The 26,184-nt window shown below is 61.9% G+C and carries 32 protein-coding genes; 18 read left to right on the top strand and 14 right to left on the bottom strand.

The genetic code is table 11. The annotated features are described in order from the left end of the window. Positions 1 to 37 precede the first annotated feature (37 nt). From OSC50_RS00470 to pilG, 4 genes are read right to left on the bottom strand one after another with little or no spacing between them, the layout of a single operon-like run. Positions 38 to 2,089 (bottom strand): methyl-accepting chemotaxis protein, encoded by a 2,052-nt coding sequence (locus tag OSC50_RS00470; protein ID WP_181076548.1) that lies wholly within the window; start codon positions 2,087 to 2,089, stop codon positions 38 to 40. Continuing rightward, a complete protein-coding gene (locus OSC50_RS00465; RefSeq protein WP_181076547.1) occupies positions 2,086 to 2,610 on the bottom strand; it encodes a chemotaxis protein CheW in 525 nt (174 codons plus the stop codon). The genes OSC50_RS00470 and OSC50_RS00465 overlap by 4 nt, the downstream gene beginning before the upstream one ends. Positions 2,611 to 2,622: 12 nt before the next feature. After that, positions 2,623 to 2,988: a twitching motility response regulator PilH gene (gene pilH, locus OSC50_RS00460; RefSeq protein ID WP_181076545.1), complete on the bottom strand. Its 366-nt coding sequence runs from the start codon at positions 2,986 to 2,988 to the stop codon at positions 2,623 to 2,625. Positions 2,989 to 3,033: 45 nt separating this feature from the next. Further along, the gene (gene pilG / locus OSC50_RS00455) at positions 3,034 to 3,441 is read right to left on the bottom strand and encodes a twitching motility response regulator PilG (protein ID WP_181076543.1); all 408 of its coding nucleotides are present in this window, start codon (positions 3,439 to 3,441) and stop codon (positions 3,034 to 3,036) included. Positions 3,442 to 3,679: 238 nt separating this feature from the next. Here pilG and gshB point away from each other — a divergent pair, with 238 nt between their 5' ends. From gshB to OSC50_RS00420, 7 genes are all read left to right on the top strand, one after another. Beyond that, entirely contained in the window at positions 3,680 to 4,657 is a 978-nt protein-coding gene (gene gshB / locus OSC50_RS00450) for a glutathione synthase (protein WP_253509703.1), read from the top strand. A 96-nt stretch (positions 4,658 to 4,753) separates the two neighbouring features. Beyond that, positions 4,754 to 5,659 (top strand): energy transducer TonB, encoded by a 906-nt coding sequence (locus tag OSC50_RS00445; RefSeq protein WP_181076540.1) that lies wholly within the window; start codon positions 4,754 to 4,756, stop codon positions 5,657 to 5,659. A gap of 54 nt (positions 5,660 to 5,713) precedes the next feature. Then, positions 5,714 to 6,283 carry a YqgE/AlgH family protein gene (locus tag OSC50_RS00440; protein WP_181076539.1) on the top strand — a complete coding sequence of 190 codons (570 nt, stop codon included), beginning with the start codon at positions 5,714 to 5,716 and terminating at the stop codon, positions 6,281 to 6,283. Next, positions 6,283 to 6,720, top strand: coding sequence for a Holliday junction resolvase RuvX (ruvX, locus tag OSC50_RS00435; RefSeq protein ID WP_003176676.1), 438 nt, complete (start codon positions 6,283 to 6,285; stop codon positions 6,718 to 6,720). The genes OSC50_RS00440 and ruvX overlap by 1 nt, the downstream gene beginning before the upstream one ends. Before the next feature lie 82 nt (positions 6,721 to 6,802). Continuing rightward, the gene (gene pyrR / locus OSC50_RS00430) at positions 6,803 to 7,309 is read left to right on the top strand and encodes a bifunctional pyr operon transcriptional regulator/uracil phosphoribosyltransferase PyrR (RefSeq protein ID WP_266247258.1); all 507 of its coding nucleotides are present in this window, start codon (positions 6,803 to 6,805) and stop codon (positions 7,307 to 7,309) included. 24 nt (positions 7,310 to 7,333) lie between these two features. Continuing rightward, the gene (locus OSC50_RS00425; RefSeq protein WP_181076535.1) at positions 7,334 to 8,338 is read left to right on the top strand and encodes an aspartate carbamoyltransferase catalytic subunit; all 1,005 of its coding nucleotides are present in this window, start codon (positions 7,334 to 7,336) and stop codon (positions 8,336 to 8,338) included. Beyond that, positions 8,335 to 9,606: a dihydroorotase gene (locus OSC50_RS00420; RefSeq protein WP_181076534.1), complete on the top strand. Its 1,272-nt coding sequence runs from the start codon at positions 8,335 to 8,337 to the stop codon at positions 9,604 to 9,606. Before OSC50_RS00425 ends, OSC50_RS00420 begins: the two co-directional genes overlap by 4 nt. 72 nt (positions 9,607 to 9,678) lie before the next feature. Here OSC50_RS00420 and OSC50_RS00415 read toward each other — a convergent pair whose 3' ends face one another. After that, positions 9,679 to 10,107 (bottom strand): NINE protein, encoded by a 429-nt coding sequence (locus OSC50_RS00415; RefSeq protein WP_219855145.1) that lies wholly within the window; start codon positions 10,105 to 10,107, stop codon positions 9,679 to 9,681. A gap of 249 nt (positions 10,108 to 10,356) precedes the next feature. Between OSC50_RS00415 and OSC50_RS00410 the strand changes: the two genes are divergently transcribed. After that, positions 10,357 to 10,992: a C40 family peptidase gene (locus OSC50_RS00410; RefSeq protein WP_181076532.1), complete on the top strand. Its 636-nt coding sequence runs from the start codon at positions 10,357 to 10,359 to the stop codon at positions 10,990 to 10,992. 61 nt (positions 10,993 to 11,053) lie between these two features. Here the strand turns inward: OSC50_RS00410 and OSC50_RS00405 are convergent, their stop codons facing one another. After that, the gene (locus OSC50_RS00405; RefSeq protein WP_253509705.1) at positions 11,054 to 12,088 is read right to left on the bottom strand and encodes a type IV pilus twitching motility protein PilT; all 1,035 of its coding nucleotides are present in this window, start codon (positions 12,086 to 12,088) and stop codon (positions 11,054 to 11,056) included. 57 nt (positions 12,089 to 12,145) lie between these two features. On the opposite strand from OSC50_RS00405, the gene OSC50_RS00400 reads away from it, so the two are divergent. The 9 genes from OSC50_RS00400 to OSC50_RS00360 all read left to right on the top strand — a co-directional run bounded on the left by OSC50_RS00400 (position 12,146) and on the right by OSC50_RS00360 (position 18,793). Continuing rightward, positions 12,146 to 12,832: a YggS family pyridoxal phosphate-dependent enzyme gene (locus OSC50_RS00400; protein WP_181076529.1), complete on the top strand. Its 687-nt coding sequence runs from the start codon at positions 12,146 to 12,148 to the stop codon at positions 12,830 to 12,832. A 33-nt stretch (positions 12,833 to 12,865) separates the two neighbouring features. Further along, the gene (gene proC, locus OSC50_RS00395) at positions 12,866 to 13,684 is read left to right on the top strand and encodes a pyrroline-5-carboxylate reductase (RefSeq protein WP_266247260.1); all 819 of its coding nucleotides are present in this window, start codon (positions 12,866 to 12,868) and stop codon (positions 13,682 to 13,684) included. Between the two features lie 24 nt (positions 13,685 to 13,708). Further along, positions 13,709 to 14,296 carry a YggT family protein gene (locus OSC50_RS00390; protein ID WP_181076526.1) on the top strand — a complete coding sequence of 196 codons (588 nt, stop codon included), beginning with the start codon at positions 13,709 to 13,711 and terminating at the stop codon, positions 14,294 to 14,296. 140 nt (positions 14,297 to 14,436) lie between these two features. Beyond that, on the top strand, positions 14,437 to 15,576 hold the full coding sequence (gene metX, locus OSC50_RS00385) for a homoserine O-succinyltransferase MetX (RefSeq protein ID WP_181076524.1): 1,140 nt from the start codon (positions 14,437 to 14,439) through the stop codon (positions 15,574 to 15,576). Positions 15,577 to 15,583: 7 nt separating this feature from the next. Next, positions 15,584 to 16,204, top strand: coding sequence for a methionine biosynthesis protein MetW (gene metW / locus OSC50_RS00380; protein WP_181076522.1), 621 nt, complete (start codon positions 15,584 to 15,586; stop codon positions 16,202 to 16,204). A 21-nt stretch (positions 16,205 to 16,225) separates the two neighbouring features. Continuing rightward, positions 16,226 to 16,660, top strand: a complete 435-nt coding sequence (locus tag OSC50_RS00375; RefSeq protein ID WP_181076521.1) for a DUF4426 domain-containing protein — start codon at positions 16,226 to 16,228, stop codon at positions 16,658 to 16,660. Further along, a complete protein-coding gene (gene rdgB / locus OSC50_RS00370; protein ID WP_105521096.1) occupies positions 16,657 to 17,253 on the top strand; it encodes an RdgB/HAM1 family non-canonical purine NTP pyrophosphatase in 597 nt (198 codons plus the stop codon). The genes OSC50_RS00375 and rdgB overlap by 4 nt, the downstream gene beginning before the upstream one ends. A gap of 59 nt (positions 17,254 to 17,312) precedes the next feature. Further along, positions 17,313 to 18,452: a radical SAM family heme chaperone HemW gene (gene hemW, locus OSC50_RS00365; RefSeq protein WP_219855162.1), complete on the top strand. Its 1,140-nt coding sequence runs from the start codon at positions 17,313 to 17,315 to the stop codon at positions 18,450 to 18,452. Positions 18,453 to 18,469: 17 nt separating this feature from the next. Next, positions 18,470 to 18,793 (top strand): DUF3392 domain-containing protein, encoded by a 324-nt coding sequence (locus OSC50_RS00360; protein ID WP_122716594.1) that lies wholly within the window; start codon positions 18,470 to 18,472, stop codon positions 18,791 to 18,793. Between the two features lie 79 nt (positions 18,794 to 18,872). Here the strand turns inward: OSC50_RS00360 and trmB are convergent, their stop codons facing one another. The 4 genes from trmB to OSC50_RS00340 all read right to left on the bottom strand — a co-directional run bounded on the left by trmB (position 18,873) and on the right by OSC50_RS00340 (position 21,108). Then, entirely contained in the window at positions 18,873 to 19,598 is a 726-nt protein-coding gene (gene trmB / locus OSC50_RS00355; RefSeq protein ID WP_181076518.1) for a tRNA (guanosine(46)-N7)-methyltransferase TrmB, read from the bottom strand. A gap of 9 nt (positions 19,599 to 19,607) precedes the next feature. Beyond that, a complete protein-coding gene (locus tag OSC50_RS00350; RefSeq protein ID WP_034101284.1) occupies positions 19,608 to 20,402 on the bottom strand; it encodes a thiazole synthase in 795 nt (264 codons plus the stop codon). A gap of 52 nt (positions 20,403 to 20,454) precedes the next feature. Beyond that, the gene (thiS, locus tag OSC50_RS00345) at positions 20,455 to 20,655 is read right to left on the bottom strand and encodes a sulfur carrier protein ThiS (protein ID WP_181076516.1); all 201 of its coding nucleotides are present in this window, start codon (positions 20,653 to 20,655) and stop codon (positions 20,455 to 20,457) included. A 72-nt stretch (positions 20,656 to 20,727) separates the two neighbouring features. After that, on the bottom strand, positions 20,728 to 21,108 hold the full coding sequence (locus OSC50_RS00340; RefSeq protein WP_181076515.1) for a DUF423 domain-containing protein: 381 nt from the start codon (positions 21,106 to 21,108) through the stop codon (positions 20,728 to 20,730). A gap of 73 nt (positions 21,109 to 21,181) precedes the next feature. Here OSC50_RS00340 and mtgA point away from each other — a divergent pair, with 73 nt between their 5' ends. Continuing rightward, on the top strand, positions 21,182 to 21,904 hold the full coding sequence (gene mtgA / locus OSC50_RS00335) for a monofunctional biosynthetic peptidoglycan transglycosylase (protein ID WP_266247265.1): 723 nt from the start codon (positions 21,182 to 21,184) through the stop codon (positions 21,902 to 21,904). 110 nt (positions 21,905 to 22,014) lie between these two features. On the opposite strand, the gene rpoH is transcribed toward mtgA, so the two are convergent. The 4 genes from rpoH to ftsY form a co-directional block, all read right to left on the bottom strand. Next, complete coding sequence (rpoH, locus tag OSC50_RS00330) at positions 22,015 to 22,869, bottom strand: RNA polymerase sigma factor RpoH (RefSeq protein WP_005792286.1); 855 nt, start codon at positions 22,867 to 22,869, stop codon at positions 22,015 to 22,017. A gap of 129 nt (positions 22,870 to 22,998) precedes the next feature. Further along, positions 22,999 to 24,021: a permease-like cell division protein FtsX gene (gene ftsX / locus OSC50_RS00325; RefSeq protein WP_181076511.1), complete on the bottom strand. Its 1,023-nt coding sequence runs from the start codon at positions 24,019 to 24,021 to the stop codon at positions 22,999 to 23,001. Continuing rightward, entirely contained in the window at positions 24,018 to 24,689 is a 672-nt protein-coding gene (gene ftsE, locus OSC50_RS00320; protein ID WP_003176700.1) for a cell division ATP-binding protein FtsE, read from the bottom strand. The genes ftsX and ftsE overlap by 4 nt, the downstream gene beginning before the upstream one ends. Then, positions 24,686 to 26,089 carry a signal recognition particle-docking protein FtsY gene (gene ftsY / locus OSC50_RS00315; RefSeq protein ID WP_266247267.1) on the bottom strand — a complete coding sequence of 468 codons (1,404 nt, stop codon included), beginning with the start codon at positions 26,087 to 26,089 and terminating at the stop codon, positions 24,686 to 24,688. The genes ftsE and ftsY overlap by 4 nt, the downstream gene beginning before the upstream one ends. Between the last annotated feature and the right edge of the window lie 95 nt (positions 26,090 to 26,184).

Genomic DNA, 26,184 nt, shown 5'->3' with positions numbered 1-26,184 from the left:
ATTCATGGATTGCTGGTGTTCTTGAAACCTGTACCTGTCAACTGTCGACCTGTTTGGGCGGCGGCAGGGTGAAACCCGACACCGACCGGCGCAACTGGCTCGCCATCTTCGCCAGGTTGCCGATGCTTTCGGCGGTAGCGGTGGAACCCGACGAGGTCTGCGTGGTGATCTGCTGGATCACGTTCATGGTCAGGGAGATCTGCCCCGCCGACGAGGTCTGCTGCTGCGCCGCGTTGGAGATGCTCTGGATCAACGCCGCCAGGGTTTTCGACACGCCCTCGATCTCTTCCAGCGCCACCCCGGCGTCCTGCGCCAACCGCGCGCCGCGCACCACTTCGGTGGTGGTCTGCTCCATGGAGATCACGGCTTCGTTGGTATCGGCCTGGATCGCCCGCACCAGGGTTTCAATCTGCCGGGTTGCCGCCGATGAACGCTCGGCCAGGCGTTGCACTTCATCGGCCACCACGGCGAACCCGCGCCCGGCGTCGCCGGCCATGCTGGCCTGGATTGCCGCATTGAGAGCGAGGATGTTGGTCTGATCGGCAATGTCGTCGATCAGGCTGACGATATCGCCGATCTCCTGTGAGGACTCGCCCAGGCGTTTGATGCGCTTGGCGGTGTCCTGGATCTGCTCGCGAATGTTGTCCATGCCATGGATGGTGTTATGCACCACCTCGTTGCCCTTGTTGGCGATTTCCACCGAGCGCTCGGCCACCGCGGAGGATTCGGCGGCGTTGGCCGACACCTGGTCGATGGACTGGGCCATCTGGTTGATCGCGGTGGACGCTTCGGCGATCTGCTGGGCCTGGTGCTCGGACGCCTGTGCCAGGTGCATGGCGGTGGCCTGGGTTTCCTGCACTGCACCGGCCACTTGCCCGGCGGTGAGGTTGATGGTGGCCACCAGATCGCGCAGTTGGTCCACCGAATAGTTGATGGAGTCGGCGATGGTGCCGGTGAAATCCTCTGTGACCGAGGCGGTCACGGTGAGATCGCCGTCGGCGAGGTCTTCGATTTCGTCGAGCAGGCGCATGATCGCGTTCTGATTGCGCTCGTTTTTCTCGGCGGTTTCGTGCAACTGGCGGTTGGTCTCACGCACCATCACCAAGCCGATCAGGATAATCGAGGTCAACGCCAGCAGGCCCAGTACGTAGCCGCCGATGGTGTCGAAACTGCGCCCGCCGGCCAGATTTTCAAAGCCGCTGGCAAGGCGCGAGGCTTCATCGAGCAGGGTCTGGGAGAGGTTGAAAATATTGCTCGCCGAGGCGCGCACCTGAAACAACTGGGGCGAGGTTTCCAGGATTTCATCCACCGAGCCGGAAACGAATTCGAACAGCTCGGCGATTTCCGCCAGCCGTGCGCGGGCATCGCGGTCTTCGACCTGAGTGATGCGCAGCCCCGGGTTGCCGTTGAGCATGCCATTGAGCACCTGGCCGAAGCGGTTGGCATCGCGACCGAAGGCATCGGCAGCCTGTACGGCGGTTTCGTCGCCGGCAAGCACGGTATTGACCGCGCCCAGGATGCGCTCGGCGAGCAACGATTGGCGCTGGGCCAAGGCTACCTGGCTGGCCGGCGCGCCGCGCTGAAGCAGGATATCGACGACTTTTTCCGATTCCATCTGCAATTGCGGCACGGTTTCGGCGAGGGTCGCCGCCACTTGGTGCAGGGACAGCACCGTTTGTTCGCTGGCCAGGATCGCGTCGGTGTTTTTCAGCAAGGCTTCCCAGTCGGTCTGCACCGCGCGCATTTCGCCGCGCACGGCGCTGGGGGCGGCGGGCAGGCCGGTTTGCGGGTCGCCTTTTTTCAGGTAGCCCCAGCGCTGGGCAAAGTCGTTGCGCGCTTCGCCCAGCAGCTTGAACGCGGCGGCCTTGCCGGCGGCGGCTTCGGTGGCGTTCTTGGCGATACGTTGGGACAGCACGCGCAATTCACCGGCGTGGCCGATGTACTGCTTGTCGTAAGTGGATTGGGTATTGAGGTAGGCGAAGTTGGCGAACAACAACATGATGAACACGATCAGCGCGATAAACAGCACGATGATCTGCGAGCGGCTGCGCGAGCCGGCCTGGGGTTTGGGCGGGGTCACGGTGGTCATGCGGCGACATCCATGAAGCCCGGCGCCTGGGCCAGGGCGAAGGGGCTGAAAACCTGCCAGAGCGGCTCGCCGTCAAATCGGCCCTGGATAAACGGCGCGCCTGGCTGGGCGCTGGCCAATAAAGCGTCTTGCGCGAAATGCTGCATGCCCACCACCTCGTCCACCAGCAACCCGACAAACAGGTCATTGAATTCCACCACCAGCACCCGCCGTTGCTTGCGCGCCTTGGACAGCGCCTCGCCGAGGAACCCGCCGAGGTCCATCACCGGCAACAACCGCCCACGCAGATTCGCCACGCCTCGCACCCAGGTCTTGACTCCGGGCATTAACGTGCAGCGCGGCTCATGCAGGACTTCGGCGACTTCCCCCATCGGCGCCACAAACCAGTGCGCGCCCACCCGAAAGCCAATCCCGCTCCAGCGCTGCAAGCCGGCATCCTGGGACGGCAGGTCGGCGGCCAACAGGCGACAGCGGCGGTCGATGTCCAGCAACAGCTCGAAGGCGGTCTGCGACTCGGTCATGATGGCGTGCCGTCAGCCGGCCAGCACCTTGTTCAGGGTGGCGATCAGGGTTTCTTCGTCCACCGGCTTGGTCAGGTAATCCTTGGCACCCTGGCGCGCGCCCCAGATCTTGTCGGTGTCCTGGTCCTTGGTGGTGATGATGATGATCGGGATACCGTTGGTTTCCGGCTCCTTGGACAGCTGGCGGGTGGCCTGGAAGCCATTGAGGCCCGGCATTACGATGTCCATCAGCACGGCGTCGGGTTTTTCCTGACGGGCCAGGGCCACGCCGTCCGCGCCGTTTTCGGCTTTGAGCACTTCGTGCCCGTGCTTTTCCAGCATGCCGGTGAGTTTGTACATTTCGGTCGGCGAATCGTCGACGATCAGAACACGTGCCATGGTTTTCCCCACTACATTGGTCGGCGCCGGCGTTGTGAAGCGGCGTCAGTGTGCTTGTTCCACTGCGGCGAACCCCGGCACGTAGGCCTTGATCGCACCCAGCAGTTCTTCCTTGCTGAAAGGCTTGGTCAAAAACTGGTCGACCCCCACGATGCGCCCCTTGGCTTTATCGAACAGGCCGTCCTTGGATGACAGCATGATCACCGGGATCGCCTTGAACGCCGGGTTGTTCTTCACCAGGGCGCAGGTCTGATAGCCATCCAGGCGCGGCATCATGATGTCGACAAAGATAATGTGCGGGTGATGATCCACAATCCGCGCCAGGGCATCGAAACCGTCGATGGCCGTGATGACGTCGCACCCCGCGTTTTTCAACAGCGTCTCGGCGGTACGGCGGATCGTCTTCGAATCGTCGATCACCATCACCCTCAAGGCGTTGGAATGCTGTTCCATATCTGCTCTACCATCGCCACAGCGAATCGGTTTTCGGTGTGTACTGCCTGATGTTGCACAGGATGAGCGCCGCGGGCCTTGGAATTCACGGCCTGCTGCGTCGTGGCAGCCTTTTTAGCACAGTCTCGGGGAGCAATCTATCGAGGCACCCGCCAGGTGGTTTTTCCTTGACCCACAACAGCGTCAGCGCCACTCTGACGCCACTTTTATGCGCCCAATTTGCCAGAGGAAATCCCCCATGAGCGTTCGCGTCGGCATTGTCATGGACCCTATCGCCAGCATTTCCTATAAAAAGGACAGCTCGCTGGCCATGCTCCTGGCCGCCCAGGCCCGTGGCTGGACCCTGTTCTATATGGAGCAGCGCGACCTGTACCAGGGCGAGGGCCAGGCCCGTGCGCGCATGCGCCCGCTGCAAGTGTTCGCCAACCCCGAAAAATGGTTTGAACTGCAGGATGAAATCGACAGCCCCCTGAGCGATCTGGACGTGATCCTGATGCGCAAGGACCCGCCGTTCGACATGGAGTTCGTCTACTCCACGTACCTGCTGGAGCAGGCTGAGCGCGACGGCGTATTGATCGTCAACAAGCCGCAGAGCCTGCGCGACTGCAATGAAAAGCTGTTCGCCACCCTCTTCCCGCAATGCACCCCGCCCACCGTGGTCAGCCGCCGCGCCGATGTGCTGCGTGAATTCGCCGCCAAACACGGTGACGTGATCCTTAAACCGTTGGACGGCATGGGCGGCACCTCGATCTTCCGCCACCGCGCCGGCGACCCCAACCTGTCGGTGATCCTGGAAACCCTGACCGTGCTGGGCAGCCAGCAAATTATGGGCCAGGCCTATCTGCCGGCAATCAAGGACGGCGACAAGCGCATCCTGATGATCGACGGCGAACCGGTGGATTATTGCCTGGCGCGCATCCCGGCCGCCGGTGAGACCCGAGGCAATCTGGCCGCCGGCGGGCGCGGTGAGGCACGCCCGCTGTCGGACAAAGACCGCTGGATCGCCGCGCAGGTCGGCCCGACGCTGCGGGAAAAAGGCCTGCTGTTTGTCGGTCTGGACGTGATCGGCGAGCATCTCACTGAAATCAACGTGACCAGCCCGACATGCATCCGCGAGATCGATAACGCATTTGGCACGAACATCGGCGAAATGTTGATGGCCGCGATAGACGCGAAGCTGCAGGTGACAAGCTCCAAGCGGCAAGTTCAAGGCTGACCGCGCCAAAGCTTGCAGCTTGTAACTTGTCGCATGAAGCTAAAAACCAACATTGCGTTATCATGCCGAACCTCGAAATACGCGATGTTGGTTTTTATGTCCCTCCCGTCCGAGCTGCCCCCCGAACTCTCCCACAGCGGCGTGCGCCCGGCTGATCGGCTCGGTTTTACCCTGTTCCTGGCAGCGTTGATTCACCTGGCCGTCATCCTCGGCGTGGGCTTTACCATGGTCGAGCCCAAGCAGATCACCAAGACCCTGGAAATCACCCTCGCCACCTTCAAAAGCGAAAAGAAGCCTGAAAAGGCCGACTTTCTCGCGCAGGATAATCAGCAAGGCAGCGGCACGCTGGACAAGAAAGCGGTCCCCAAGACCACTGAAGTGGCGCCCTTCCAGGACAACAAGGTCAATAAAGTCACGCCGCCGCCGGCGCCCAAGCCGGAGGTCAAGCAGGCCGCGCCAAAAGCCGCTGTGACCACCGTGGCGCCCAAGCCGCAGAAAGCCCCGACCCAGCGCGAGAAGACCAAGACCGAGCCGCAGCCCGAGCCGGTAAAACCGGCGCCGACGTTCGACAGCTCGCAACTGTCCGACGAGATCTCCAGCCTGGAAGCCGAACTGGCCAACGAACAACAGCTGTACGCCAAGCGCCCGCGCATCTACCGCCTGAACGCGGCCTCGACCATGCGTGATAAAGGCGCCTGGTATAAGGACGAATGGCGCAAGAAAGTCGAGCGCATCGGCAATCTTAACTATCCCGAAGAAGCTCGCCGCCAGCAGATCTACGGCAATCTGCGCCTATTGGTGTCGATCAACCGCGACGGCACGCTGTATGAAGTGCAGGTGCTGGAATCTTCCGGGCAGCCGCTGCTGGACCAGGCCGCCCAGCGCATCGTGCGCCTGGCGGCGCCGTTTGCACCGTTCACCGGGGACTTGAATGATGTGGACCGCCTGGAAATCATCCGCACCTGGAAATTCGCCAAGGGCGATCGACTCTCCAGCAACTGATCGGCGATCACACCTGGCTTGTCAGTTCGCCCCCGCGCCGCCACACTAGCGGGCATGAAAAATGTCAGCCCGACCTACCTCAAGCACCAATTCCTGATCGCCATGCCCCACATGGCCGACCCGAACTTTGCGCACACCTTGACCTACATCGTCGAGCACACGGCCAATGGTGCCATGGGGCTGATCGTGAACCGCCCGCAGGAGCTGAACCTGGCCGATATCCTCGAGCAACTGCGCCCCGAAGTTGACCCGCCGGCACGTTGCCAGGGCGTGCCGATCTACATTGGCGGCCCGGTACAGACCGATCGCGGCTTCGTATTGCACCCTACCGGGCCAACGTTCCAGGCCACGGTGGACCTGGACGGTGTGTCGCTGTCCACTTCCCAGGACGTGTTGTTCGCCATCGCCGACGGCGTGGGCCCCGAGCAAAGCGTCATCACCCTGGGTTATGCCGGCTGGGAAGCCGGACAACTGGAAGCCGAGCTGGCCGGCAATGCCTGGCTGACCTGCCCGTTTGACCCCGACATTCTGTTCAGCACCGCCAGCGAACTGCGCCTGGACGCGGCGGCGGCAAAGCTTGGGGTCAACCTCAGCCTGCTGACCAGTCAGGCGGGGCACGCCTGATGGCTTTGCGCTTGATCCTCGGTTTTGACTACGGCACCAAGCAGATCGGCGTGGCGGTCGGCCAGGTTATCACCGGCCAGGCCCGTGAGCTGTGCACCCTCAAGGCCCAGAACGGCATCCCGGACTGGAATCAGGTCGAAGCCCTGATCAAGGAATGGAAACCCGACGCGGTCGTCGTCGGCCTGCCCCTGAATATGGACGGCACGCCCAGCGACATGTGCCTGCGCGCCGAGAAGTTCGCGCGCCGCCTCAATGGCCGCTACAACATCCCCTTCTATACCCATGACGAGCGCCTGACCACCTTCGAAGCCAAGGGTGAACGCCGTGACCGTGGCGGGCAGAAGGGCAGCTACCGCGACAACCCCGTGGATGCCATCGCCGCCGCCCTGCTGTTGCAGGGTTGGCTGGATGAAAACACGGCTTTATTTGAATCCTGACTGACGCGGCTTGCCGCGTCTTTTTACGTTTGAGCCCGACCCCTGCCGCCACCTCGAGGCGCAAGGCCTAGAAGGAGCCACCATGAGCCTGCCCAATCCCGCCGAACTGATCAGCCAGATGGCAATACGCCTCAAGGCGCACCTGGAACACCGCGGCATCAAAGAACCGCGCTTTATCGGCATCCGCACCGGTGGCGTATGGGTCGCCCAGGCGTTGCTCGAAGCACTGGGCAGCGAGTCGCCGCTCGGCACGCTGGATGTGTCCTTCTACCGCGACGACTTCAGCCAGAACGGCCTGCACCCGCAAGTCCGCCCATCCGCCCTGCCCTTTGAAATCGAAGGCCAGCACCTGGTGCTGATCGACGACGTACTGATGAGCGGGCGCACCATTCGCGCGGCCATGAATGAACTGTTCGACTACGGCCGCCCGGCCAGCGTGACCCTGGTGTGCCTGCTGGACCTGGACGCCGGCGAATTACCGATCAGCCCCGATGTGGTCGGCGCCACCCTGTCGCTGCAAGCCCATCAGCGGGTAAAATTGTCCGGTCCCACGCCGCTCGAACTCGAACTGCAAGACCTCGCCCCTTAAACCGCCTTGTAAAGAGTCCCCGCGATGACGCCTCTAGATGCCAAGCGCCCGCTGCAGCTCAATGCTCAGGGTCAGTTGCAACACTTCTTGTCCCTCGACGGTTTGCCCCGCGAACTGCTCACCGAAATCCTCGACACCGCTGACTCGTTCCTCGAAGTCGGCGGCCGGGCAGTGAAGAAAGTCCCGCTGCTGCGCGGCAAAACCATCTGCAACGTGTTCTTCGAGAACTCCACGCGCACCCGCACCACCTTTGAACTGGCGGCCCAGCGGCTGTCGGCCGACGTGATTACGCTGAACGTTTCCACCTCGTCGGCGAGCAAGGGCGAAACCCTGCTCGACACCCTGCGCAACCTGGAAGCCATGGCCGCCGACATGTTCGTGGTGCGCCACGGCGACTCCGGCGCCGCGCATTTCATCGCCGAGCACGTGTGCCCGCAGGTGGCGATCATCAACGGCGGCGACGGCCGCCACGCCCACCCGACCCAGGGCATGCTCGACATGCTCACCATTCGCCGGCACAAGGGCAGCTTTGAAAACCTCTCGGTGGCCATCGTCGGCGACATCCTGCACTCGCGGGTGGCGCGCTCGAACATGCTGGCCCTGAAGACCCTGGGCTGCCCGGATATTCGCGTGATCGCACCGAAAACCCTGCTGCCCATCGGTATCGAGCAGTACGGCGTGAAGGTCTACACCGATATGACCGAAGGCCTCAAGGATGTGGACGTGGTGATCATGCTGCGCCTGCAGCGCGAGCGCATGGCCGGTGGCCTGCTGCCGAGCGAAGGCGAGTTCTACCGCCTGTTCGGCCTGACCACCACACGCCTGGCCGGCGCCAAGCCGGATGCCATCGTGATGCACCCGGGGCCGATCAACCGTGGGGTGGAAATTGAATCGGCGGTGGCCGACGGCAACCAGTCTGTAATTCTCAACCAGGTGACCTACGGCATCGCCGTGCGCATGGCGGTCTTGTCCATGGCCATGAGCGGGCAAACCGCGCAACGTCAATTCGAGCAGGAGAACGCCCAGTGAAGCTCAGCATTCTCGGCGCCCGAGTCATCGATCCGGCCAGCGGCCTGGATCAAATCACCGATCTTCATGTGGAAGCCGGCAAGATCATCGCCATCGGCGCCGCGCCTGCCGGTTTCAGCGCCAGCGAACACATCGACGCCAAGGGCCTGGTAGCCGCGCCAGGTCTGGTGGACCTGAGCGTCGCCCTGCGCGAGCCGGGTTACAGCCGCAAAGGCAGCATCGCCAGCGAAACACGCGCCGCCGCCGCCGGAGGCGTGACCAGCCTGTGCTGTCCGCCGCATACCAAGCCGATCCTCGATACCTCGGCGGTGACCGAACTGATCCTCGACCGCGCCCGCGAAGCCGGCAATTGCAAAGTGTTCCCCATCGGCGCCCTGAGCAAAGGTCTGGACGGCGAGCAACTGGCGGAGCTGATCGCCCTGCGCGATGCCGGTTGCGTGGCGTTCGGCAACGGCCTGGAAAGTTTCCGCAGCACCCGCACGCTGTGCCGCGCACTGGAGTACGCGGCCACTTTCGACCTGACGGTGATCTTCCACTCCCAGGACCGCGACCTGGCCGAAGGCGGCCTGGCCCATGAAGGCGCCGTGGCCAGTTTCCTCGGGCTGCCGGGCATCCCGGAAACCGCCGAAACCGTGGCCCTGGCCCGCGACCTGTTGCTGGTGGAACAAAGCGGCGTGCGCGCGCACTTCAGCCAGCTGACCAGCGCCCGGGGCGTGGCCCTGATCGCTCAGGCCCAGGCCCGCGGCCTGCCGGTCACGGCGGATGTGGCGCTGTATCAGTTGATCCTGACGGACGAGGCGCTGATCGACTTCTCCAGCCTGTACCACGTACAGCCGCCCCTGCGCACCTTGGCAGACCGGGAAGGTTTGCGCGCGGCGGTGAAATCGGGCGTGGTTTCGGCGATTTCCAGCCATCACCAACCCCACGAGCGCGATGCCAAGCTCGCGCCCTTCGGTGCGACCGAGCCTGGCATCAGCAGCGTCGAGCTGTTATTGCCACTGGCGATGACATTGGTGGAAGAAGGCTTGCTGGACCTGCCGACGCTGCTGGCGCGCTTGAGCAGCGGCCCTGCCGAGGCGTTGCGTCTGCCGGCTGGCAAGTTGGCGGTGGGGGCGGCGGCGGATCTGGTGCTGTTTGATCCGGCCAGCTCTACCCTCGCCGGGGAACACTGGCTGTCCAAGGGCGAAAACTGCCCGTTCATCGGCCATAGCCTGCCGGCGAGCGTGCGCTACACCTTGGTGGATGGGCGCATCAGCTACCAGGCCTAAACGGTCGCGGGGAAAAGGTGTGGGGAGGGAACTTACCCCTCCCACACTCAGCTTTCTATTCAGCCAGAGATATCAACGCCCGTTATTGCGCTCGGCATTGCGGATGGAAATCTGAGTGTTCAACGTCAGAAAGTCATACAGCACTCCCACCAGAAACAAGCCGCCGGTCAGCAGGTAAATCAGCCCGGTGATCCATTTGCCCTGATACATGCGGTGCACGCCGAACACCCCTAGGAACGTCAACAGAATCCATGCCAGGTTGTATTCGATGGGCCCGGCGGTAAAGCGCAGGTCTGCCTGGCGGTCCATGGCCGGGATCAGGAACAGGTCGATCAGCCAACCGATACCCAGCAAGCCGAAGGTAAAAAACCAGATCGTGCCGGTGACCGGTTTACCGTAATAAAAGCGATGCGCGCCGGTAAAACCGAAAATCCACAGCAGGTAACCGATCACCTTGCTGTGGGTGTCTTGCTGCGGGCCAATCTGTTGATAGGTGTTCATCGCGTACCTCTTTTGCCTCGATAGATAAATTTTTTCACTTTCTTTGTGACTTTTTTACAGGCGCCCGACGTACGGCGAGTGGTATCTTCCCTGCCCTGAAAGCCTTATGCCACCTGCCTTGTGTAGGACAATTGCGGCGATTTGTCGCGTTTTCCTGAATTTGACCCCAAGGTTCAGTCGACAAACGGCCTGAGAACGACATCAAAAGCTGTTATAAAGTTGCGCGCAAACCCACAAGAGCCACGCCTAATGCGACCATTTTTCAAGACATGGCTAACCATTTGCCTATTAATGCCACTGGCCGCCCACGCCACCAATCGTGAGCAACGACTTCCAAACGTCAACGGTTTCACCCCTAAAGTCCACAGCACGCCGAGCACCGCCAAAGCCTCCAAGCCGACCGTCAACCGTCCGACTCAACTGAGCAAGGCCCACGGTAAAGCGACCCCGGGCCTGATGGCCGTTAACACCAAGCAGAGCAGCAACGTGCTCAGCCGCGCGGTGAATGTGCTCGGTACGCCTTATCGTTGGGGCGGCAGCAGCCCAAGTAAAGGGTTCGACTGCAGTGGCTTGGTGAAATATGCCTTTAACGATGTAAAAGCGGTGGATTTGCCACGCACCTCCAACGCCATGGCTGCCGGTCACGGTTTGAAGGTTGACCGCAAAGACCTGAAACCGGGCGACCTGCTGTTCTTCAAGTTGAAGAGCCGCCAGGTCAACCATGTTGCCATCTACCTGGGCAACGACCGTTTTATCCACGCACCACGACGTGGCAAGTCGGTGAGCATCGACACGCTGAAAAAGCCGTTCTGGGACAAGAACTACGTAATTGCCAAGCGGGTTCTGCCGAAAGAGCAGAACACTATGCGGGTAGTACAACGCTGATCCGAAGCTCGAATGCGGTCGAGTGTGGGAGGGGGCAACCTCCTCCCACATTTAGACCTGCTTATATATCCCCAGGCACCCTCGCCTTTTCCCGCGCCTCTTCCCGGCTGATCACGCCCTGCGCGACCAGCGCCTTCAAACTCATATCCAGTGTCTTCATCCCCAGCGCGCCCCCCGTCTGCATCGCCGAGACCATCTGAGCCACTTTGTCTTCACGGATCAGATTACGAATTGCCGGTGTGCCCAGCATGATTTCATGGGCCGCCGCACGCCCGCCGCCGAGCTTCTTCACCAGCACCTGGGACACCACGGCTTGCAGCGACTCCGACAGCATCGAACGCACCATGGCCTTTTCGCCTGCGGGGAACACATCGACCAGGCGATCTATGGTTTTCGCCGCCGAGGTGGTGTGCAAGGTGCCGAACACCAGGTGCCCGGTCTCCGCTGCGGTCAATGCCAGGCGGATGGTTTCCAGGTCGCGCAGCTCGCCGACCAGGATTACATCGGGGTCTTCGCGCAATGCCGAGCGCAGCGCTACCGAAAAACTGTGCGTATCACGGTGCACCTGGCGTTGATTGATCAGGGCGACTTTCGGCGTGTGGATAAATTCGATGGGGTCTTCCAACGTGAGGATGTGCTGGCGCCGGTGCTGGTTGAGGTAGTCGATCATCGCCGCCAGGGTGGTGGACTTGCCTGAACCGGTAGGCCCGGTCACCAGCACCAGGCCGCGCGGTAACCGGGCGATACGTTGGAATACATCGCCCAGGCCCAGCCTCTCCAGACTCAGGACCTCCGTCGGGATGGTGCGAAACACTGCGCCCATGCCGCGATCCTGCTGGAACACGTTAGCCCGGAACCGTGCCACATCGGGCAGCTCGAAGGAAAAATCAGTTTCAAGAGACGTTTCGAAATCCTTTTGTTGGTGCTCGTTAAGCAACGGGCTCAGCAAATCTGCAACTTGCCGGGCTGAAAGTACGGGCCAATCCAGGGGCCAAACCTCGCCATCGATCCTTAACATTGGCACCAGGCCTGCCGAGAGATGCAGGTCGGAGGCGCCTCGGCGCACGCTGACCGTCAGCAATTGAGCGATATCCATAGGGCTTTCCATTTCCAGTAGAATGCCGCGGACTCCATATCCACGGGCGCAACTTGAATGTCGACGATAGCAGACAACCTCGGCCTGGTTAGCCAGCGCATCCGCGCCGCGGCCGCCGCCGCGCAACGTGACCCCGACAGCGTCCACCTGCTGGCCGTGAGCAAGACCAAACCCGCGCAAGCCGTGCGCGAAGCTTATGCCGCCGGCCTGCGTGACGTTGGCGAGAACTATCTGCAGGAAGCCTTGAGCAAACAGGCCGAATTGACCGACCTGCCCTTGAGTTGGCACTTCATCGGCCCCATTCAATCGAACAAGACTCGTGCGATCGCCGAGCACTTCGCCTGGGTGCATTCCGTGGACCGCTTGAAAATTGCACAACGCCTGTCCGAGCAACGCCCGGCCGAGCTGCCGCCGTTGAATATTTGCATTCAGGTCAACGTCAGCGGCGAAGCCAGCAAGTCCGGCTGTACGCCCGCCGACCTGCCGGCCCTGGCCAACGCCATCATTGCCCTGCCGCGCCTGTCGCTGCGCGGCTTAATGGCGATCCCGGAGCCGACCGACGATCGTGCCGCGCAAGACGCCGCGTTTGCCACGGTACGCGACCTGCAGGCCAGCCTGAACCTGGCGCTCGACACACTTTCCATGGGCATGAGCCACGACCTTGAATCGGCCATCGCCCAAGGCGCTACCTGGGTGCGGATCGGTACCGCTCTGTTTGGCGCCCGCGACTACGGCCAGCCTTGAAATGGCTGACTTCTCTTTGAGTAAGGACCTGTCATGAGTAACACGCGTATTGCCTTTATCGGCGCCGGTAACATGGCGGCCAGCCTGATCGGCGGCCTGCGGGCCAAGGGCCTGGAGCCGGCCCTGATCCGAGCCAGCGACCCGGGCGCCGACACCCGAGCCCGCATCAGTGCCGAACACGGCATCGAGACCTTCGCCGACAACGCCGAGGCCATCCAGGGCGCCGATGTGGTCGTACTGGCGGTTAAGCCACAGGCCATGAAAGCGGTGTGCGAAAGCCTGCGCGCCCATCTGCAGCCGCATCAACTGGTGGTATCCATCGCCGCCGGCATCACCTGCGCCAGCATGCACAACTGGCTGGGCGCGCAGCCGATCGTGCGCTGCATGCCCAACACCCCGGCGTTGGTGCGCCAGGGCGTGAGCGGTTTGTACGCCACCGCCCAGGTGAGCGCCGAACAACGCGACCAGGCGCAGGAGCTGCTGTCCGCCGTGGGTATCGCCCTGTGGCTGGAACAGGAGCAGCAACTGGATGCGGTGACCGCCGTGTCCGGCAGCGGCCCGGCGTACTTCTTCCTGCTGATCGAAGCCATGACCGCCGCCGGTGTGAAACTGGGCCTGCCCAAGGACGTTGCCGAACAACTGGCCGAGCAGACCGCACTGGGCGCCGCGCATATGGCGGTGTCCAGCGATGCAGACGCCGCAGAGCTGCGCCGCCGCGTGACCTCGCCGGGTGGCACCACCCAGGCCGCCATCGAATCGTTCCAGGCCGGAGGCTTCGAAGCCCTGGTGGAAAAAGCGCTGGGTGCCGCGGCACACCGTTCGGCCGAGCTGGCCGAGCAACTGGGCAAATAATCGTCTCCTACGAAGGAATACATGATGCTTGGACTCAATGACGCCCTGATCTTCATCATCCAGACCCTCGGCAGCCTGTACCTGCTGATCGTGCTGATGCGTTTTATCCTGCAACTGGTGCGGGCGAACTTCTACAACCCGCTGTGCCAGTTCGTGGTCAAGGCCACCCAGCCGTTGCTCAAGCCACTGCGCCGAGTGATCCCGAGTCTGTTCGGGCTGGACATGTCGTCGCTGGTACTGGCCCTGCTGCTGCAGATCCTGCTGTTTGTGGTCGTGCTGTCGCTCAACGGCTACCAGGCCTTCACCGTGCTGCTGTTGCCTTGGGCGCTGATCGGCATCTTTTCGCTGTTCCTGAAGATTATCTTCTGGTCGATGATCATCAGCGTGATCCTGTCGTGGGTCGCCCCCGGCAGCCGCAGCCCGGGCGCCGAGCTGGTCTACCAGATCACCGAACCGGTGCTGGCGCCGTTCCGTCGCCTGATTCCCAACCTGGGCGGCCTGGATATTTCGCCGATCTTCGCGTTTATCGCCATCCAGCTGCTGCAGAGCTGGGTGATTCCGCGCCTGGCGTTCTACGCGTTCATGCCTAAAGAGCTGTTTGGCCTGATCTGACCCGGATCAAAGGCGGGAGGGAGCTTGCTCCCTCCCACTTTTTGTATTTGCACCGTTGAATTGCATCCGTGCAGGCCTTTGCTTGCCGCTGGGGTCCCCGCTCTTTAGACTTACGCCTCATTTAGACGAGAGCAGGGTCGATGCCAACTGCCTTCCCCCCCGATTCTGTTGGACTGGTCGTGCCCCAAGTGGCGCACTTCAGCGAACCGCTGGCCCTGGCCTGCGGTCGGTCGCTGCCAGCCTACGACCTGATCTACGAAACCTACGGCCAATTGAATGCCACGGCGAGCAATGCCGTGCTGATCTGTCATGCCCTGTCCGGCCATCATCATGCCGCAGGTTTCCACAGCGTCGATGAGCGCAAGCCCGGCTGGTGGGACAGCTGCATCGGCCCCGGTAAGCCCATCGACACGCGAAAGTTCTTTGTGGTCAGCCTCAACAACCTCGGGGGCTGCAACGGGTCCACCGGCCCCAGCAGCCTCAACCCGGAAACCGGCAAGCCGTTCGGCGCCGATTTCCCGGTGCTCACCGTGGAAGACTGGGTGCACAGCCAGGCCCGCCTGGCCGATCGGCTGGGTATCAACCAGTGGGCGGCGGTGATCGGCGGCAGCCTGGGCGGCATGCAGGCGCTGCAATGGACCATCACCTACCCGGACCGGGTGCGCCATTGTCTGGCTATCGCTTCGGCGCCTAAATTATCGGCGCAGAACATCGCCTTCAACGAAGTGGCGCGCCAGGCCATCCTCACCGACCCCGAGTTCCACGGTGGCTCGTTTCAGGAAGCCGGCGTGATTCCCAAGCGCGGCCTGATGCTGGCGCGCATGGTCGGCCACATCACTTACCTGTCCGATGATTCCATGGGCGAGAAATTCGGCCGCGGTCTCAAGAGCGAGAAGCTCAACTACGATTTCCACAGCGTCGAGTTCCAGGTGGAAAGCTACCTGCGCTATCAGGGCGAGGAGTTTTCCGGGCGTTTTGACGCCAACACCTACCTGCTCATGACCAAGGCCCTGGACTACTTCGACCCGGCGGCCAACCACGACGATGACCTGGCGAAAACCTTTGAGATCGCCAAGGCCAAGTTCTGTGTGATGTCATTTACCACCGACTGGCGCTTCTCGCCGGCCCGCTCCCGTGAGCTGGTGGATGCCCTAATGGCCGCGCGCAAGGACGTCTGCTACCTGGAGATCGATGCTCCGCAAGGCCACGATGCCTTCCTGATTCCGATCCCGCGCTACCTGCAGGCCTTCGGCAACTATATGAACCGCATAACTGTGTGAGAACGCCATGAGAGCCGACCTGGAAATTATCCAAGACTGGATCCCCGCCGGCAGCCGCGTGCTCGACCTGGGCTGCGGCGATGGCGAACTGCTGAGCTGGCTGCGGGACAACAAGCAAGTCACCGGCTACGGCCTGGAAAACGACGCGGACAACATCGCCCAGTGCGTGGCCAAGGGCATCAACGTGATCGAGCAGGACCTGGACAAGGGCCTCGGCAACTTTGCCAGCAACAGCTTCGACATCGTGGTGATGACCCAGGCCCTGCAGGCGGTGCACTACCCGGACCGCATCCTCGACGAGATGCTGCGCGTAGGCCGCCAGTGCATCATCACCTTCCCCAATTTCGGGCACTGGCGCTGCCGCTGGTACCTGGCCACCAAGGGCCGTATGCCAGTATCGGATTTCCTGCCCTATACCTGGTACAACACGCCGAACATCCACTTTTGCACCTTCGAAGACTTCGAAGCCCTGTGTGGTGAGCGTGAAGCCAAGGTGATCAACCGCCTCGCCGTCGACCAACAGCACCGTCACGGCTGGGCGAGTAAACTATGGCCCAACCTGTTGGGCGAAATTGGTATCTACCGGGTCAGCAGCCCCGGTCTGGCCGACCACAAGATTGCCGTCTAATCATTTTCAAGAGGGACGCTCATGAGCCGCCTGGCTGTATTTCTATTGACCGCCTGCCTGGGCGCCAGCGCCATGGCCGCGGACGCTATCGACGCAAATCGCAAGAAAGACTTCGGCGATATCACCGTTCACTACAACACATTCACGTCCAGCTTCCTGCCCCCGGAGACCGCGCAGAAAATCGGCGTGGTGCGCAGCAAGGAAAAAGGGCTGATCAATGTGACCGTGATCAAGGGAGTGACGCCGGGCGCGGCTCAGGTGACCGGTACCATCAAGGACCTGGGTGGCAAAAGCGAGATCCTGACGTTCAAGCAAATCGATGAGAAAAACGGGATCAGCTACCTCGCGCCGTACTCCGTGACCCAGCGCGAATACAAGACCTTTACCATCAATGTTGAAACCGGCGGCAAAGCGCATAGCTTCCAATTCAACCAAGAACTGTTTCCGGCCGAATGATGAACCTGACTCAACTGGTACTGGCCAGCCATAACGCCGGCAAACTCAAAGAACTGCAGGCCATGCTCGGTGACTCCGTGCAACTGCGCTCCATCGGCGAGTTCAGCCAGGTGGAGCCGGAAGAGACCGGCCTGTCGTTCGTCGAAAACGCCATCCTCAAGGCGCGCAATGCCGCGCGTATTTCCGGTCTGCCGGCACTGGCGGACGACTCGGGCCTGGCGGTGGACTTCCTTGGCGGTGCGCCGGGGATCTACTCGGCACGCTATGCCGACGGCAAGGGCGACGCAGCCAACAACGCCAAGCTGCTCGAAGCCCTCAAGGACGTACCGGATGCCGAGCGCGGCGCGCAGTTCGTCTGCGTACTGGCGCTGGTGCGACACGCCGACGACCCGCTGCCGATCCTCTGTGAAGGCCTGTGGCACGGGCGCATCCTGCATGCGGCCAGCGGCGAGCATGGGTTTGGCTATGACCCGCTGTTCTGGGTGCCGGAGCGTAACGTGTCCAGTGCCGAGCTGAGCCCGGCCGACAAGAACCAGATCAGCCACCGTGCTCGCGCAATGGATTTGCTGCGCCAACGCCTGAGCCTGAAATGACCCAGAACACCTCTGCGCAGCCGCTGATTCACGGCGGCGTGCAAACACCTCGGGCGGCCATGCCTGTGCTGCCGCCCCTGGCGCTGTATATCCATATTCCGTGGTGCGTGCGCAAATGCCCGTACTGCGACTTCAACTCCCACACCGCCAGCAAGGTGCTGCCGGAAGAAGAATACGTCGACGCCTTGCTGGCTGACCTCGATCAAGATCTGCACGCGGTATATGGGCGTGAACTGAGTTCGATCTTCTTCGGCGGCGGCACGCCCAGCCTGTTCAGCGCTGCGGCGTTGGGGCGACTGCTCAAAGGCGTGGAAGCACGCATCCCGTTTGCCGGCGACATCGAAATTACCCTGGAAGCCAACCCCGGCACGTTCGAGCAAGAGAAGTTCGTCGCTTACCGCAAGCTGGGAATCAACCGGCTGTCCATCGGCATCCAGAGCTTCCAGCAAGCAAAACTCGAAGCCCTGGGCCGCATTCACAACGGCGACGAGGCCGTACGCGCCGCCGGGATGGCGCGCCAGGCCGGGTTCGATAACTTCAACCTCGACCTGATGCACGGCTTGCCCGATCAGTCCCTGGACGACGCGTTGAGCGATCTGCGCCAGGCCATCGCGCTCAAGCCCACGCATTTGTCCTGGTACCAGTTGACCCTGGAACCCAACACCGTGTTCTGGAACCAGCCGCCGGCGCTGCCGGAAGACGACACGCTGTGGGATATCCAGGAAGCGGGCCAGGCGCTGCTGGCCGAGCACGGTTACGCACAATATGAAGTCTCGGCCTATGCGCAGCCGGGCCGACCGGCACGGCATAACCTGAACTACTGGAGCTTCGGCGACTTTATCGGTATCGGCGCCGGTGCCCACGGCAAACTCAGTCATCCGGACGGGCGTATTGTGCGCACGTGGAAAACCCGCGCGCCCAAGGACTATCTGAACCCGGCCAAAAGCTTCCAGGCCGGCGCGAAGGAACTGACCAACGAAGAACTGCCATTCGAGTTTCTGATGAATGCCCTGCGGCTTACCGACGGCGTTGATGCCAGGCTCTACGCCGAGCGCACCGGTCTGGCCCTGGCAAGCCTCGACGAAGCACGCAGGGAGGCAGAACAAAGCGGCTTAATGCAGGTCGAACCGTCACGCCTGGCGGCCACCGACCGCGGGCAACTCTTTCTCAATGACCTGTTGCAGAAGTTTTTGAGCTGACGCTCTAAGGAATTCGAATGGATTTGGTACTCGACCTGCTCGCCACCGTATCCCGCTGGAGCCGCAGCAACCTGTCGGAAATCTCCCTGGCCCTCGTCGGCTGCTTGCTGGTGCTGTTCGGTGCCGACATCAAGGGCTGGATCGAAGCACGCCTGGGCAGCATCGCCGGCGCCTTGCGCGTGCCTTTGATGGCCCTGGTCTGCATGATCGGCAGCGGCGCCGCCTTGATCTACGCCACACCGTGGATCGTGCGCGGGTTGAGCCAGTTCAACAACTACAGCCTGGCACCGGTGCTGGTGGTGGTGCTGGTGTTGATTGGGGTCGTCGCCGACCGCCGCTGATCTTAAATCCAACACAAAACAACTGTGGGAGGGGGCAAGCCCCCTCCCACATTGGATTGCATTTCAAGCCAGTGGCGAGTTATGCCAGCTTCTCGAACTTCAAATCCCACACCCCATGCCCCAGCCGCTCACCACGGCGTTCAAACTTGGTGATTGGACGCTCCGCCGGGCGCGGTACGCATTTGCCGTCTTCGGCCAGGTTGCGGTAGCCGGGGGCGACGTTCATCACTTCCAGCATGTACTCCGCGTACGGCTCCCAGTCGGTCGCCATATGCAGGATACCGCCGACTTTGAGCTTGCTGCGCACCAGTTCCGCGAACGAAGCCTGGACGATGCGGCGCTTATGATGGCGGGCTTTATGCCATGGGTCGGGGAAGAACAGCATCAAGCGGTCCAGACTGTTGTCGGCGATGCAGCGGTTAAGTACTTCGATCGCGTCGCAGTCGTACACCCGCAGGTTGGTCAGGCCCTGGGTCAGCACGCCGTTGAGCAGCGCGCCGACACCTGGACGATGCACTTCCACACCGATGAAATCCTGTTCCGGCGCAGCCGCTGCCATTTCCAGCAGGGAGTGGCCCATACCGAAGCCGATCTCCAGCGAGCGCGGGGCCGAACGGCCGAACACCTGGTCGTAGTCCACCGGCGCGTCGGCCAGGGGCAGCACGAACAACGGCGTACCTTGTTCCAGGCCCTTTTGCTGGCCTTCGGTCATGCGGCCGGCGCGCATCACAAAACTTTTGATGCGGCGGTGCTTGGATTCGTCGCCTGCTTCCTGGGTGTTCGGCGTTTCGTTTGATTCAGTCATCAATGGCTCTTACTTGATCAGACCATCCAGCGGCGAAGAGGCGCTGGCGTAGAGTTTTTTCGGCATGCGCCCGGCGAGGTAGGCCAGGCGGCCCGCGACGATGGCGTGGTTCATGGCTTCGGCCATCATGATCGGTTGCTGGGCATGGGCGATGGCCGAGTTCATCAGCACCGCGTCGCAGCCCAGTTCCATGGCAATGGTCGCGTCGGAGGCGGTGCCCACGCCCGCGTCCACCAATACCGGGATCGTGGCTTCTTCGAGGATGATCTGCAGGTTGTAGGGATTGCAGATCCCCAGGCCTGAACCGATCAGACCGGCCAGCGGCATCACCGCGATGCAGCCGATTTCGGCCAATTGGCGCGCGATGATCGGGTCATCGCTGGTGTAGACCATCACGTCGAAGCCTTCCTTGACCAGGGTTTCGGCGGCCTTGAGGGTTTCGATCACATTGGGGAACAGGGTTTTCTGGTCGGCCAGCACTTCCAGCTTGACCAGGTTATGACCGTCGAGCAGCTCACGGGCCAGGCGACAGGTGCGCACGGCTTCGACGGCGTCGTAGCAACCGGCGGTGTTCGGCAAAAAGGTGTAGCGGTCCGGCGACAGCACTTCGAGCAGGTTCGGCTCGCCCTCGATCTGGCCGAGGTTGGTGCGACGTACGGCGAAGGTCACGATTTCGGCACCCGAGGCTTCGATGGCCAGGCGTGTTTCTTCCATGTCGCGGTACTTGCCGGTGCCGACCAGCAGACGGGACTGGTAGGTACGGCCGGCCAGGACGAAGGGCTTGTCGTTACGAACGATGCTCATGGGAAATCCTCGTAATGGGGTGAGGTTCTGCAGAATTCAGAAAGCAACGCGACTAGCCGCCGCCGATGGCGTGGACCACTTCGACCTGGTCACCGTCGCTCAACGCGGTACCTTCATGCTGGCTTCGCGGAACGATGTCCTGGTTGAGTTCCACCGCGACGCGACGCCCGGTCAGGTCCAGACGGGTCAGCAGGGCCGCAACGGTTTCACCGTCGGGCAGTTCAAAGGGTTCGCCGTTCAACTGAATGCGCATGCCACGGGCCGCCATCGTTTTTTAGGGGCCCGCATTCTAGCTCGATTGGGACCTGAAGGTCAGCTCCAAGCGTCAAGCGGTCAGCTGCATGCGCCAGGCAGCAAGGCCCAGGAAGAACCAGCCGAGCAGGAAGGCCAGGCCGCCGAAGGGTGTGATGATGCCCAGCTTGCTGACACCGGTCAGGGTCAGCGCATACAGGCTGCCGGAGAACAGCACGATCCCGACCACAAACGACACGCCGGCCCAGGTCACCAGCCGGCCGGGGATGTGGGCGGCCAGCAGCGCGACGCCCAACAGCGCCAGGGTGTGCACCAATTGGTAGGTCACGCCGGTGTGAAAGATCGCCAGGTAGTCGGCGCTCAGGCGGTTTTTCAGGCCATGGGCGGCGAAGGCGCCAAGGGCAACGCCCGTAAAGCCAAAAAAGGCGGCCAGCATCAGAAAGCTACGCAGCATGGGAACTCCAGTCAGACTCATCGGGCAGGGTCTGTATAATGGCCCGCTCAACGGGTTCGGCCAAGCCATCTCTATGCTGCGTGTCCTCTTCAGTCGTTTACTCAAAGTCGTGAAATGGTTCGCCATCGGCAGTGTGTTGCTGGTGCTGCTGTTTCGTGTCGTCCCGCCGCCGTTCACCGCGCTGATGGTGGAGCGCAAGGTCGAGTCATGGTTCGACGGCGAACCCATCGACCTGCAGCGCACCTGGGTGCCCTGGGACGAGATTTCCGATGACCTCAAAGTCGCGGTGATGGCCGGTGAAGATCAACGCTTCCCGCAGCATTGGGGTTTCGATTTCGGTGCGATCCAGGCGGCATTGGCGCATAACGAGCGCGGCGGTTCGATACGCGGCGCCAGTACGTTGAGCCAGCAGGTGTCCAAGAACCTGTTCCTGTGGGCCGGCCGCAGTTATTTGCGCAAAGGCCTGGAGGCTTGGTTCACCGGGTTGATCGAGGTGTTGTGGCCCAAGCAGCGCATTCTTGAGGTTTACCTCAACAGCGTGGAATGGGATGAGGGCGTGTTTGGCGCAGAAGCGGCGGCGCGACATCACTTTGGGGTGAGCGCCAAGGGCTTATCACGGCAGCAGGCCAGCTATCTGGCGGCAGTGTTGCCCAACCCTCGCGTGTGGAGTGCCAGTCACCCAACAGCGTACGTGGCGCGGCGGGCGGCGTGGATTCGACAACAGATGAGCCAGCTGGGCGGTGATGGTTACCTGATGGAGCTGAACAACGCCCGCAAAGCCCCCTGGTCCGACTGACACAACACAGAAACAAATATGGGAGGGGGCTTGCCCCCGATGGCGGAGTGTCAGTCACACAGAAGTTGACTGACACTCCGCCATCGGGGGGCAAGCCCCCTCCCACATTGTTAAGCGGCGATGGACAGCTTCAGCTTATTCATCGCGCTCTTTTCAAGCTGACGAATCCGCTCGGCCGACACGTTGTACTTCTGTGCCAGGTCGTGCAACGTGGCTTTTTCTTCCGCCAGCCAACGCTGGTAGAGGATGTCGCGGCTGCGTTCGTCCAGCACTTCCAGCGCTTCGTGCAGGTTGTGATTGGAGTTATCGCTCCAGTCCGCGTCTTCCAGTTGACGCGCCGGGTCGTACCGGTGGTCTTCCAGGTAGTTGGCGGGCGATTGGAAAGCGCTGTCGTCGTCCGCTTCAGCGGCCGGGTCGAACGCCATGTCATGACCGGTCAGACGGCTTTCCATTTCGCGCACTTCGCGCGGTTCCACACCGAGGCTTTCGGCCACGCGGTGGACTTCTTCGTTGTTCAGCCACGCCAGGCGCTTTTTCTGGCTGCGCAGGTTGAAGAACAACTTGCGCTGGGCCTTGGTGGTCGCGACTTTCACGATGCGCCAGTTGCGCAGGATGAACTCGTGAATTTCCGCCTTGATCCAGTGCACGGCAAACGACACCAGGCGCACGCCCATTTCAGGGTTGAAGCGCTTGACCGCCTTCATCAGGCCGACATTGCCTTCCTGAATCAGGTCAGCCTGGGCCAGGCCGTAGCCGCTATAGCTACGGGCGATATGTACGACAAAACGCAGGTGGGCGAGCACCATCTGCCGAGCCGCCCCCAAATCCTGCTCATAGTAGAGACTCTCGGCCAGTTCACGCTCCTGCTCGGGCGTCAGCAATGGAATGCTGTTGACCGTGTGCACATAGGCTTCCAGGTTCGCACCCGGCACCAAGGCATAAGCAGGTTGCAAAGAAGTGGTCATACGAAAAAACCTCCGACTCACATAACTCGTGCAGTTCAGCACTGCGAAAATTGACCGGGAACCGTAGGACAAGTTCCCTAAACCACTGATACGGTCAATACAAACGAAACCACATTAATCTGACATTAACTACTTCGGTGCCAACTCACGTAAATGCCGTGCGACCGCAATCCAGGCACCGATATACCCCAACAATACCGCGCCGAGCAAGAGTGACAGGCCATCGGCAACCGGCACGCCCGCCAGGGCGAAATCGCTGCCGTACAGCCCGGCCAGCCCGACCACCGCGTCGTTCAGCCAATTCAGGCCAAACGCCAGGACACCCCAGGACAAAATCCCCGCACCGAAGCCATAAAGCGCGCCCATGTACAGAAACGGCCGACGCACATAGCTGTCCGTGCCGCCGACCAGTTTAATCACTTCTATCTCGGTGCGACGGTTTTCAATATGAAGACGAATGGTATTACCTATCACCAAAAGTAATGCAGACACCAGCAACACCGTCAAACCGAACACAAACCGGTCACCCAGTTTGAGGATCGCCGCCAGGCGCTCTACCCAGACTAGATCAAGTTGCGCTTGTTGCACCTTCGGCAGCTCTGCGAGTTTTTGTCGCAGGGCTTCGAGGGCGGCCTTGTCCACTTCGTTCGGCGTTACCAGCACCACGCCGGGCAATGGGTTCTGCGGCAGCTCCTTGAGCGCCTCGCCCAGGCCGGATTGTTGCTGGAACTCCTCAAGGGCCTGGTCACGGCTGACGTACTCGGCATCCGCCACGCCCGGCATGTTCTTGATGTCGTCGCGCAACGCTTCGCCCTGTTGTGGGCTGGCATCCAGGTTCAGGTACAGCGAAATCTGCGCCGCACGTTGCCAGGAGCCGCCCAGGCGCTCCACATTATTGAGCAACAGCGACAAGCCCATCGGCAGGCTCAAGGCCACGGCCATTACCAGGCAGGTAAAAAAGCTACCGATCGGCTGCTTGCCCAGGCGGCGCAGGCTGTCGACCAGGCTGGCGCGATGACTTTCGATCCAGGCGCGCAGCAGGGTGCTGAAGTCCGGGCCGTCGTCATCGTTGTGTTTTTTCTTTTTCGGTTGCGGGTCGGCCGGTTTTGGCGCCACGCGCTCGGAAACCTTGGGGCTGCGTGTGGCACTCATACGCCCGCCTCCCCGTCGCCGATCAGGCGGCCGCGTTGCAAAGTAAGCATGCGATGGCGCATGCGTGCGATCAGCGCCAGGTCGTGACTGGCGATCAGCACACTGGTGCCCAGGCGGTTGATGTCTTCGAACACGCCCATGATCTCCGCCGCCAGACGCGGGTCGAGGTTGCCGGTGGGTTCGTCCGCCAGCAGCAGGGCCGGGCGGTGGACGATAGCGCGGGCGATACCGACGCGCTGCTGCTGGCCGGTGGACAGGTCGCCGGGGTAGAGGTCGGTCTTGTCCGACAGCGCTACACGCTCCAGGGCCGAATCCACGCGCTTGATGATCTCAGCCTTGGACAACCCGAGAATCTGCAGCGGCAGCGCGACGTTATTGAACACCGTGCGATCGAACAGCAACTGGTGGTTCTGGAACACCACGCCGATCTGGCGGCGCAGAAACGGAATCTGCGCATTGCTGATGGTGGCCAGGTCCTGGCCGGCCAGCAGCAGTTTGCCGGTGGTCGGGCGCTCCATGGCCAGCAGCAGGCGCAGCAAGGTACTTTTGCCCGCGCCCGAATGGCCGGTGACAAACAGGAACTCGCCGCGACGCACTCGAAAGCTCAGCTCATGCAAGCCGACATGCCCGTTGGCATAGCGTTTACCGACCTGTTCGAATCGAATCATGAACGCTCCCGCTCGGCAAACAGTGCCTGGACAAAGGGTTCGGCTTCAAAGGTGCGCAAGTCGTCGATACCCTCACCGACACCGATATAGCGAATCGGCAAGCCGAACTGTTTAGCCAGGGCGAAGATCACACCGCCCTTTGCCGTGCCGTCGAGTTTGGTCAAGGCCAGACCGGTCAACTGCACCGTCTGGTTGAACTGCTTGGCCTGGCTGATAGCGTTCTGGCCCGTACCGGCGTCCAGCACCAACAGCACCTCGTGGGGCGCGTCGGCGTCGAGCTTGCCGATCACACGGCGCACTTTTTTCAGCTCTTCCATCAAATTGTCTTTGGTGTGCAGGCGACCGGCGGTATCGGCGATCAGCACATCGATGTTACGGGCCTTGGCCGCCTGCACGGCGTCGAAAATCACCGAGGCGGAATCGGCGCCGGTGTGCTGGGCGATGACCGGGATCTTGTTGCGCTCACCCCAGACCTGCAACTGCTCCACGGCAGCGGCACGGAAGGTATCGCCGGCGGCGAGCATGACTTTCTTACCCTCAAGCTGCAGCTTTTTGGCCAGTTTGCCAATGGTGGTGGTCTTGCCGGCGCCGTTGACGCCCACCACCAGAATCACGAATGGCTTGTTCGGGGTGATCACCAGCGGCGCTTCGACCGGCTTGAGCATCGCGGCCAGCTCGGCCTGCAGCGATTTGTAGAGGGCATCGGCGTCGGTCAGTTGCTTGCGGGCGACCTTCTGGGTCAGGCTCTGGATGATTACCGCGGTGGCTTCGACGCCGACGTCGGCGGTCAGCAGACGGGTTTCGATGTCTTCGAGCAGTTCGTCGTCGATGGTCTTGCGGCCCAGGAACAGGCTGGCCATGCCTTCACCGATACTGGCGCTGGTCTTGCTCAGGCCTTGCTTGAGGCGGGCGAAGAAGCCGGTCTTGCTGATTTCGGCCGGTTGCGCAGCGATGACCGCAGGCGCGGCCTCTAGCACCGGCGCAGGCCCGGCCGGCGCAGGCACAACTACCGGAGCAGGCGTCGGCTCGACTGCCGCCGGCTGCGGCTCAGGTTCGACAACCGGCGGAATCGGCGGCACGAGGTGCTCAGCCTGCACATCATCGACCAGCGCCACCGGTTCCTCGGCCACCGGCAACGGCGGCCATGGCTTGTGCTCCGGCTCAGGCTCAGGCGGCGCTTCGACGACCGGCTGCAATACCGGCTCCACCAGGGGCAATACCACCGGTGCCGGCGCTTCGGCCGCCGGTTCGGCTTCTATAACGGGTTCGGGGATCGGCTCAGGTTGAACCTGCGGCTGTTCGACGACGGTTTCCTGCGGCTTTTTGCGCAGCCATCCGAACAGGCCTTTTTTCTCGCCAGCCGCGGCTGGGGTCTTCTTGTCGTCGTTGGAACCAAACATGGAGACGGCTATCTCAAGGTAGCGACGCGCCTAGGGGCGTGCCGGTAAATAAAATTCGATGCGTAACAGACTGTTTTTTAGCCAGCTCGTTCATG

The organism is Pseudomonas quebecensis (assembly GCF_026410085.1).
Classification (GTDB): domain Bacteria; phylum Pseudomonadota; class Gammaproteobacteria; order Pseudomonadales; family Pseudomonadaceae; genus Aquipseudomonas; species Aquipseudomonas quebecensis.
The sequence above is the reverse complement of the archived record's forward strand: the minus strand, read 5'-3'. Positions and strand labels throughout refer to the sequence as shown.

Bases quoted from the DNA above. Each gene is read 5' to 3' on its own strand.
- OSC50_RS00470 (WP_181076548.1), bottom strand. From the start codon at position 2,089: ATGACCACCGTGACCCCGCCCAAACCCCAGGCCGGCTCGCGCAGCCGC.
- OSC50_RS00465 (WP_181076547.1), bottom strand. From the start codon at position 2,610: ATGACCGAGTCGCAGACCGCCTTCGAGCTGTTGCTGGACATCGACCGC.
- pilH (WP_181076545.1), bottom strand. From the start codon at position 2,988: ATGGCACGTGTTCTGATCGTCGACGATTCGCCGACCGAAATGTACAAA.
- pilG (WP_181076543.1), bottom strand. From the start codon at position 3,441: ATGGAACAGCATTCCAACGCCTTGAGGGTGATGGTGATCGACGATTCG.
- gshB (WP_253509703.1), top strand. From the start codon at position 3,680: ATGAGCGTTCGCGTCGGCATTGTCATGGACCCTATCGCCAGCATTTCC.
- OSC50_RS00445 (WP_181076540.1), top strand. From the start codon at position 4,754: ATGTCCCTCCCGTCCGAGCTGCCCCCCGAACTCTCCCACAGCGGCGTG.
- OSC50_RS00440 (WP_181076539.1), top strand. From the start codon at position 5,714: ATGAAAAATGTCAGCCCGACCTACCTCAAGCACCAATTCCTGATCGCC.
- ruvX (WP_003176676.1), top strand. From the start codon at position 6,283: ATGGCTTTGCGCTTGATCCTCGGTTTTGACTACGGCACCAAGCAGATC.
- pyrR (WP_266247258.1), top strand. From the start codon at position 6,803: ATGAGCCTGCCCAATCCCGCCGAACTGATCAGCCAGATGGCAATACGC.
- OSC50_RS00425 (WP_181076535.1), top strand. From the start codon at position 7,334: ATGACGCCTCTAGATGCCAAGCGCCCGCTGCAGCTCAATGCTCAGGGT.
- OSC50_RS00415 (WP_219855145.1), bottom strand. From the start codon at position 10,107: ATGAACACCTATCAACAGATTGGCCCGCAGCAAGACACCCACAGCAAG.
- OSC50_RS00410 (WP_181076532.1), top strand. From the start codon at position 10,357: ATGCGACCATTTTTCAAGACATGGCTAACCATTTGCCTATTAATGCCA.
- OSC50_RS00405 (WP_253509705.1), bottom strand. From the start codon at position 12,088: ATGGATATCGCTCAATTGCTGACGGTCAGCGTGCGCCGAGGCGCCTCC.
- OSC50_RS00400 (WP_181076529.1), top strand. From the start codon at position 12,146: ATGTCGACGATAGCAGACAACCTCGGCCTGGTTAGCCAGCGCATCCGC.
- proC (WP_266247260.1), top strand. From the start codon at position 12,866: ATGAGTAACACGCGTATTGCCTTTATCGGCGCCGGTAACATGGCGGCC.
- OSC50_RS00390 (WP_181076526.1), top strand. From the start codon at position 13,709: ATGCTTGGACTCAATGACGCCCTGATCTTCATCATCCAGACCCTCGGC.
- metX (WP_181076524.1), top strand. From the start codon at position 14,437: ATGCCAACTGCCTTCCCCCCCGATTCTGTTGGACTGGTCGTGCCCCAA.
- metW (WP_181076522.1), top strand. From the start codon at position 15,584: ATGAGAGCCGACCTGGAAATTATCCAAGACTGGATCCCCGCCGGCAGC.
- OSC50_RS00375 (WP_181076521.1), top strand. From the start codon at position 16,226: ATGAGCCGCCTGGCTGTATTTCTATTGACCGCCTGCCTGGGCGCCAGC.
- rdgB (WP_105521096.1), top strand. From the start codon at position 16,657: ATGATGAACCTGACTCAACTGGTACTGGCCAGCCATAACGCCGGCAAA.
- hemW (WP_219855162.1), top strand. From the start codon at position 17,313: ATGCCTGTGCTGCCGCCCCTGGCGCTGTATATCCATATTCCGTGGTGC.
- OSC50_RS00360 (WP_122716594.1), top strand. From the start codon at position 18,470: ATGGATTTGGTACTCGACCTGCTCGCCACCGTATCCCGCTGGAGCCGC.
- trmB (WP_181076518.1), bottom strand. From the start codon at position 19,598: ATGACTGAATCAAACGAAACGCCGAACACCCAGGAAGCAGGCGACGAA.
- OSC50_RS00350 (WP_034101284.1), bottom strand. From the start codon at position 20,402: ATGAGCATCGTTCGTAACGACAAGCCCTTCGTCCTGGCCGGCCGTACC.
- thiS (WP_181076516.1), bottom strand. From the start codon at position 20,655: ATGCGCATTCAGTTGAACGGCGAACCCTTTGAACTGCCCGACGGTGAA.
- OSC50_RS00340 (WP_181076515.1), bottom strand. From the start codon at position 21,108: ATGCTGCGTAGCTTTCTGATGCTGGCCGCCTTTTTTGGCTTTACGGGC.
- mtgA (WP_266247265.1), top strand. From the start codon at position 21,182: ATGCTGCGTGTCCTCTTCAGTCGTTTACTCAAAGTCGTGAAATGGTTC.
- rpoH (WP_005792286.1), bottom strand. From the start codon at position 22,869: ATGACCACTTCTTTGCAACCTGCTTATGCCTTGGTGCCGGGTGCGAAC.
- ftsX (WP_181076511.1), bottom strand. From the start codon at position 24,021: ATGAGTGCCACACGCAGCCCCAAGGTTTCCGAGCGCGTGGCGCCAAAA.
- ftsE (WP_003176700.1), bottom strand. From the start codon at position 24,689: ATGATTCGATTCGAACAGGTCGGTAAACGCTATGCCAACGGGCATGTC.
- ftsY (WP_266247267.1), bottom strand. From the start codon at position 26,089: ATGTTTGGTTCCAACGACGACAAGAAGACCCCAGCCGCGGCTGGCGAG.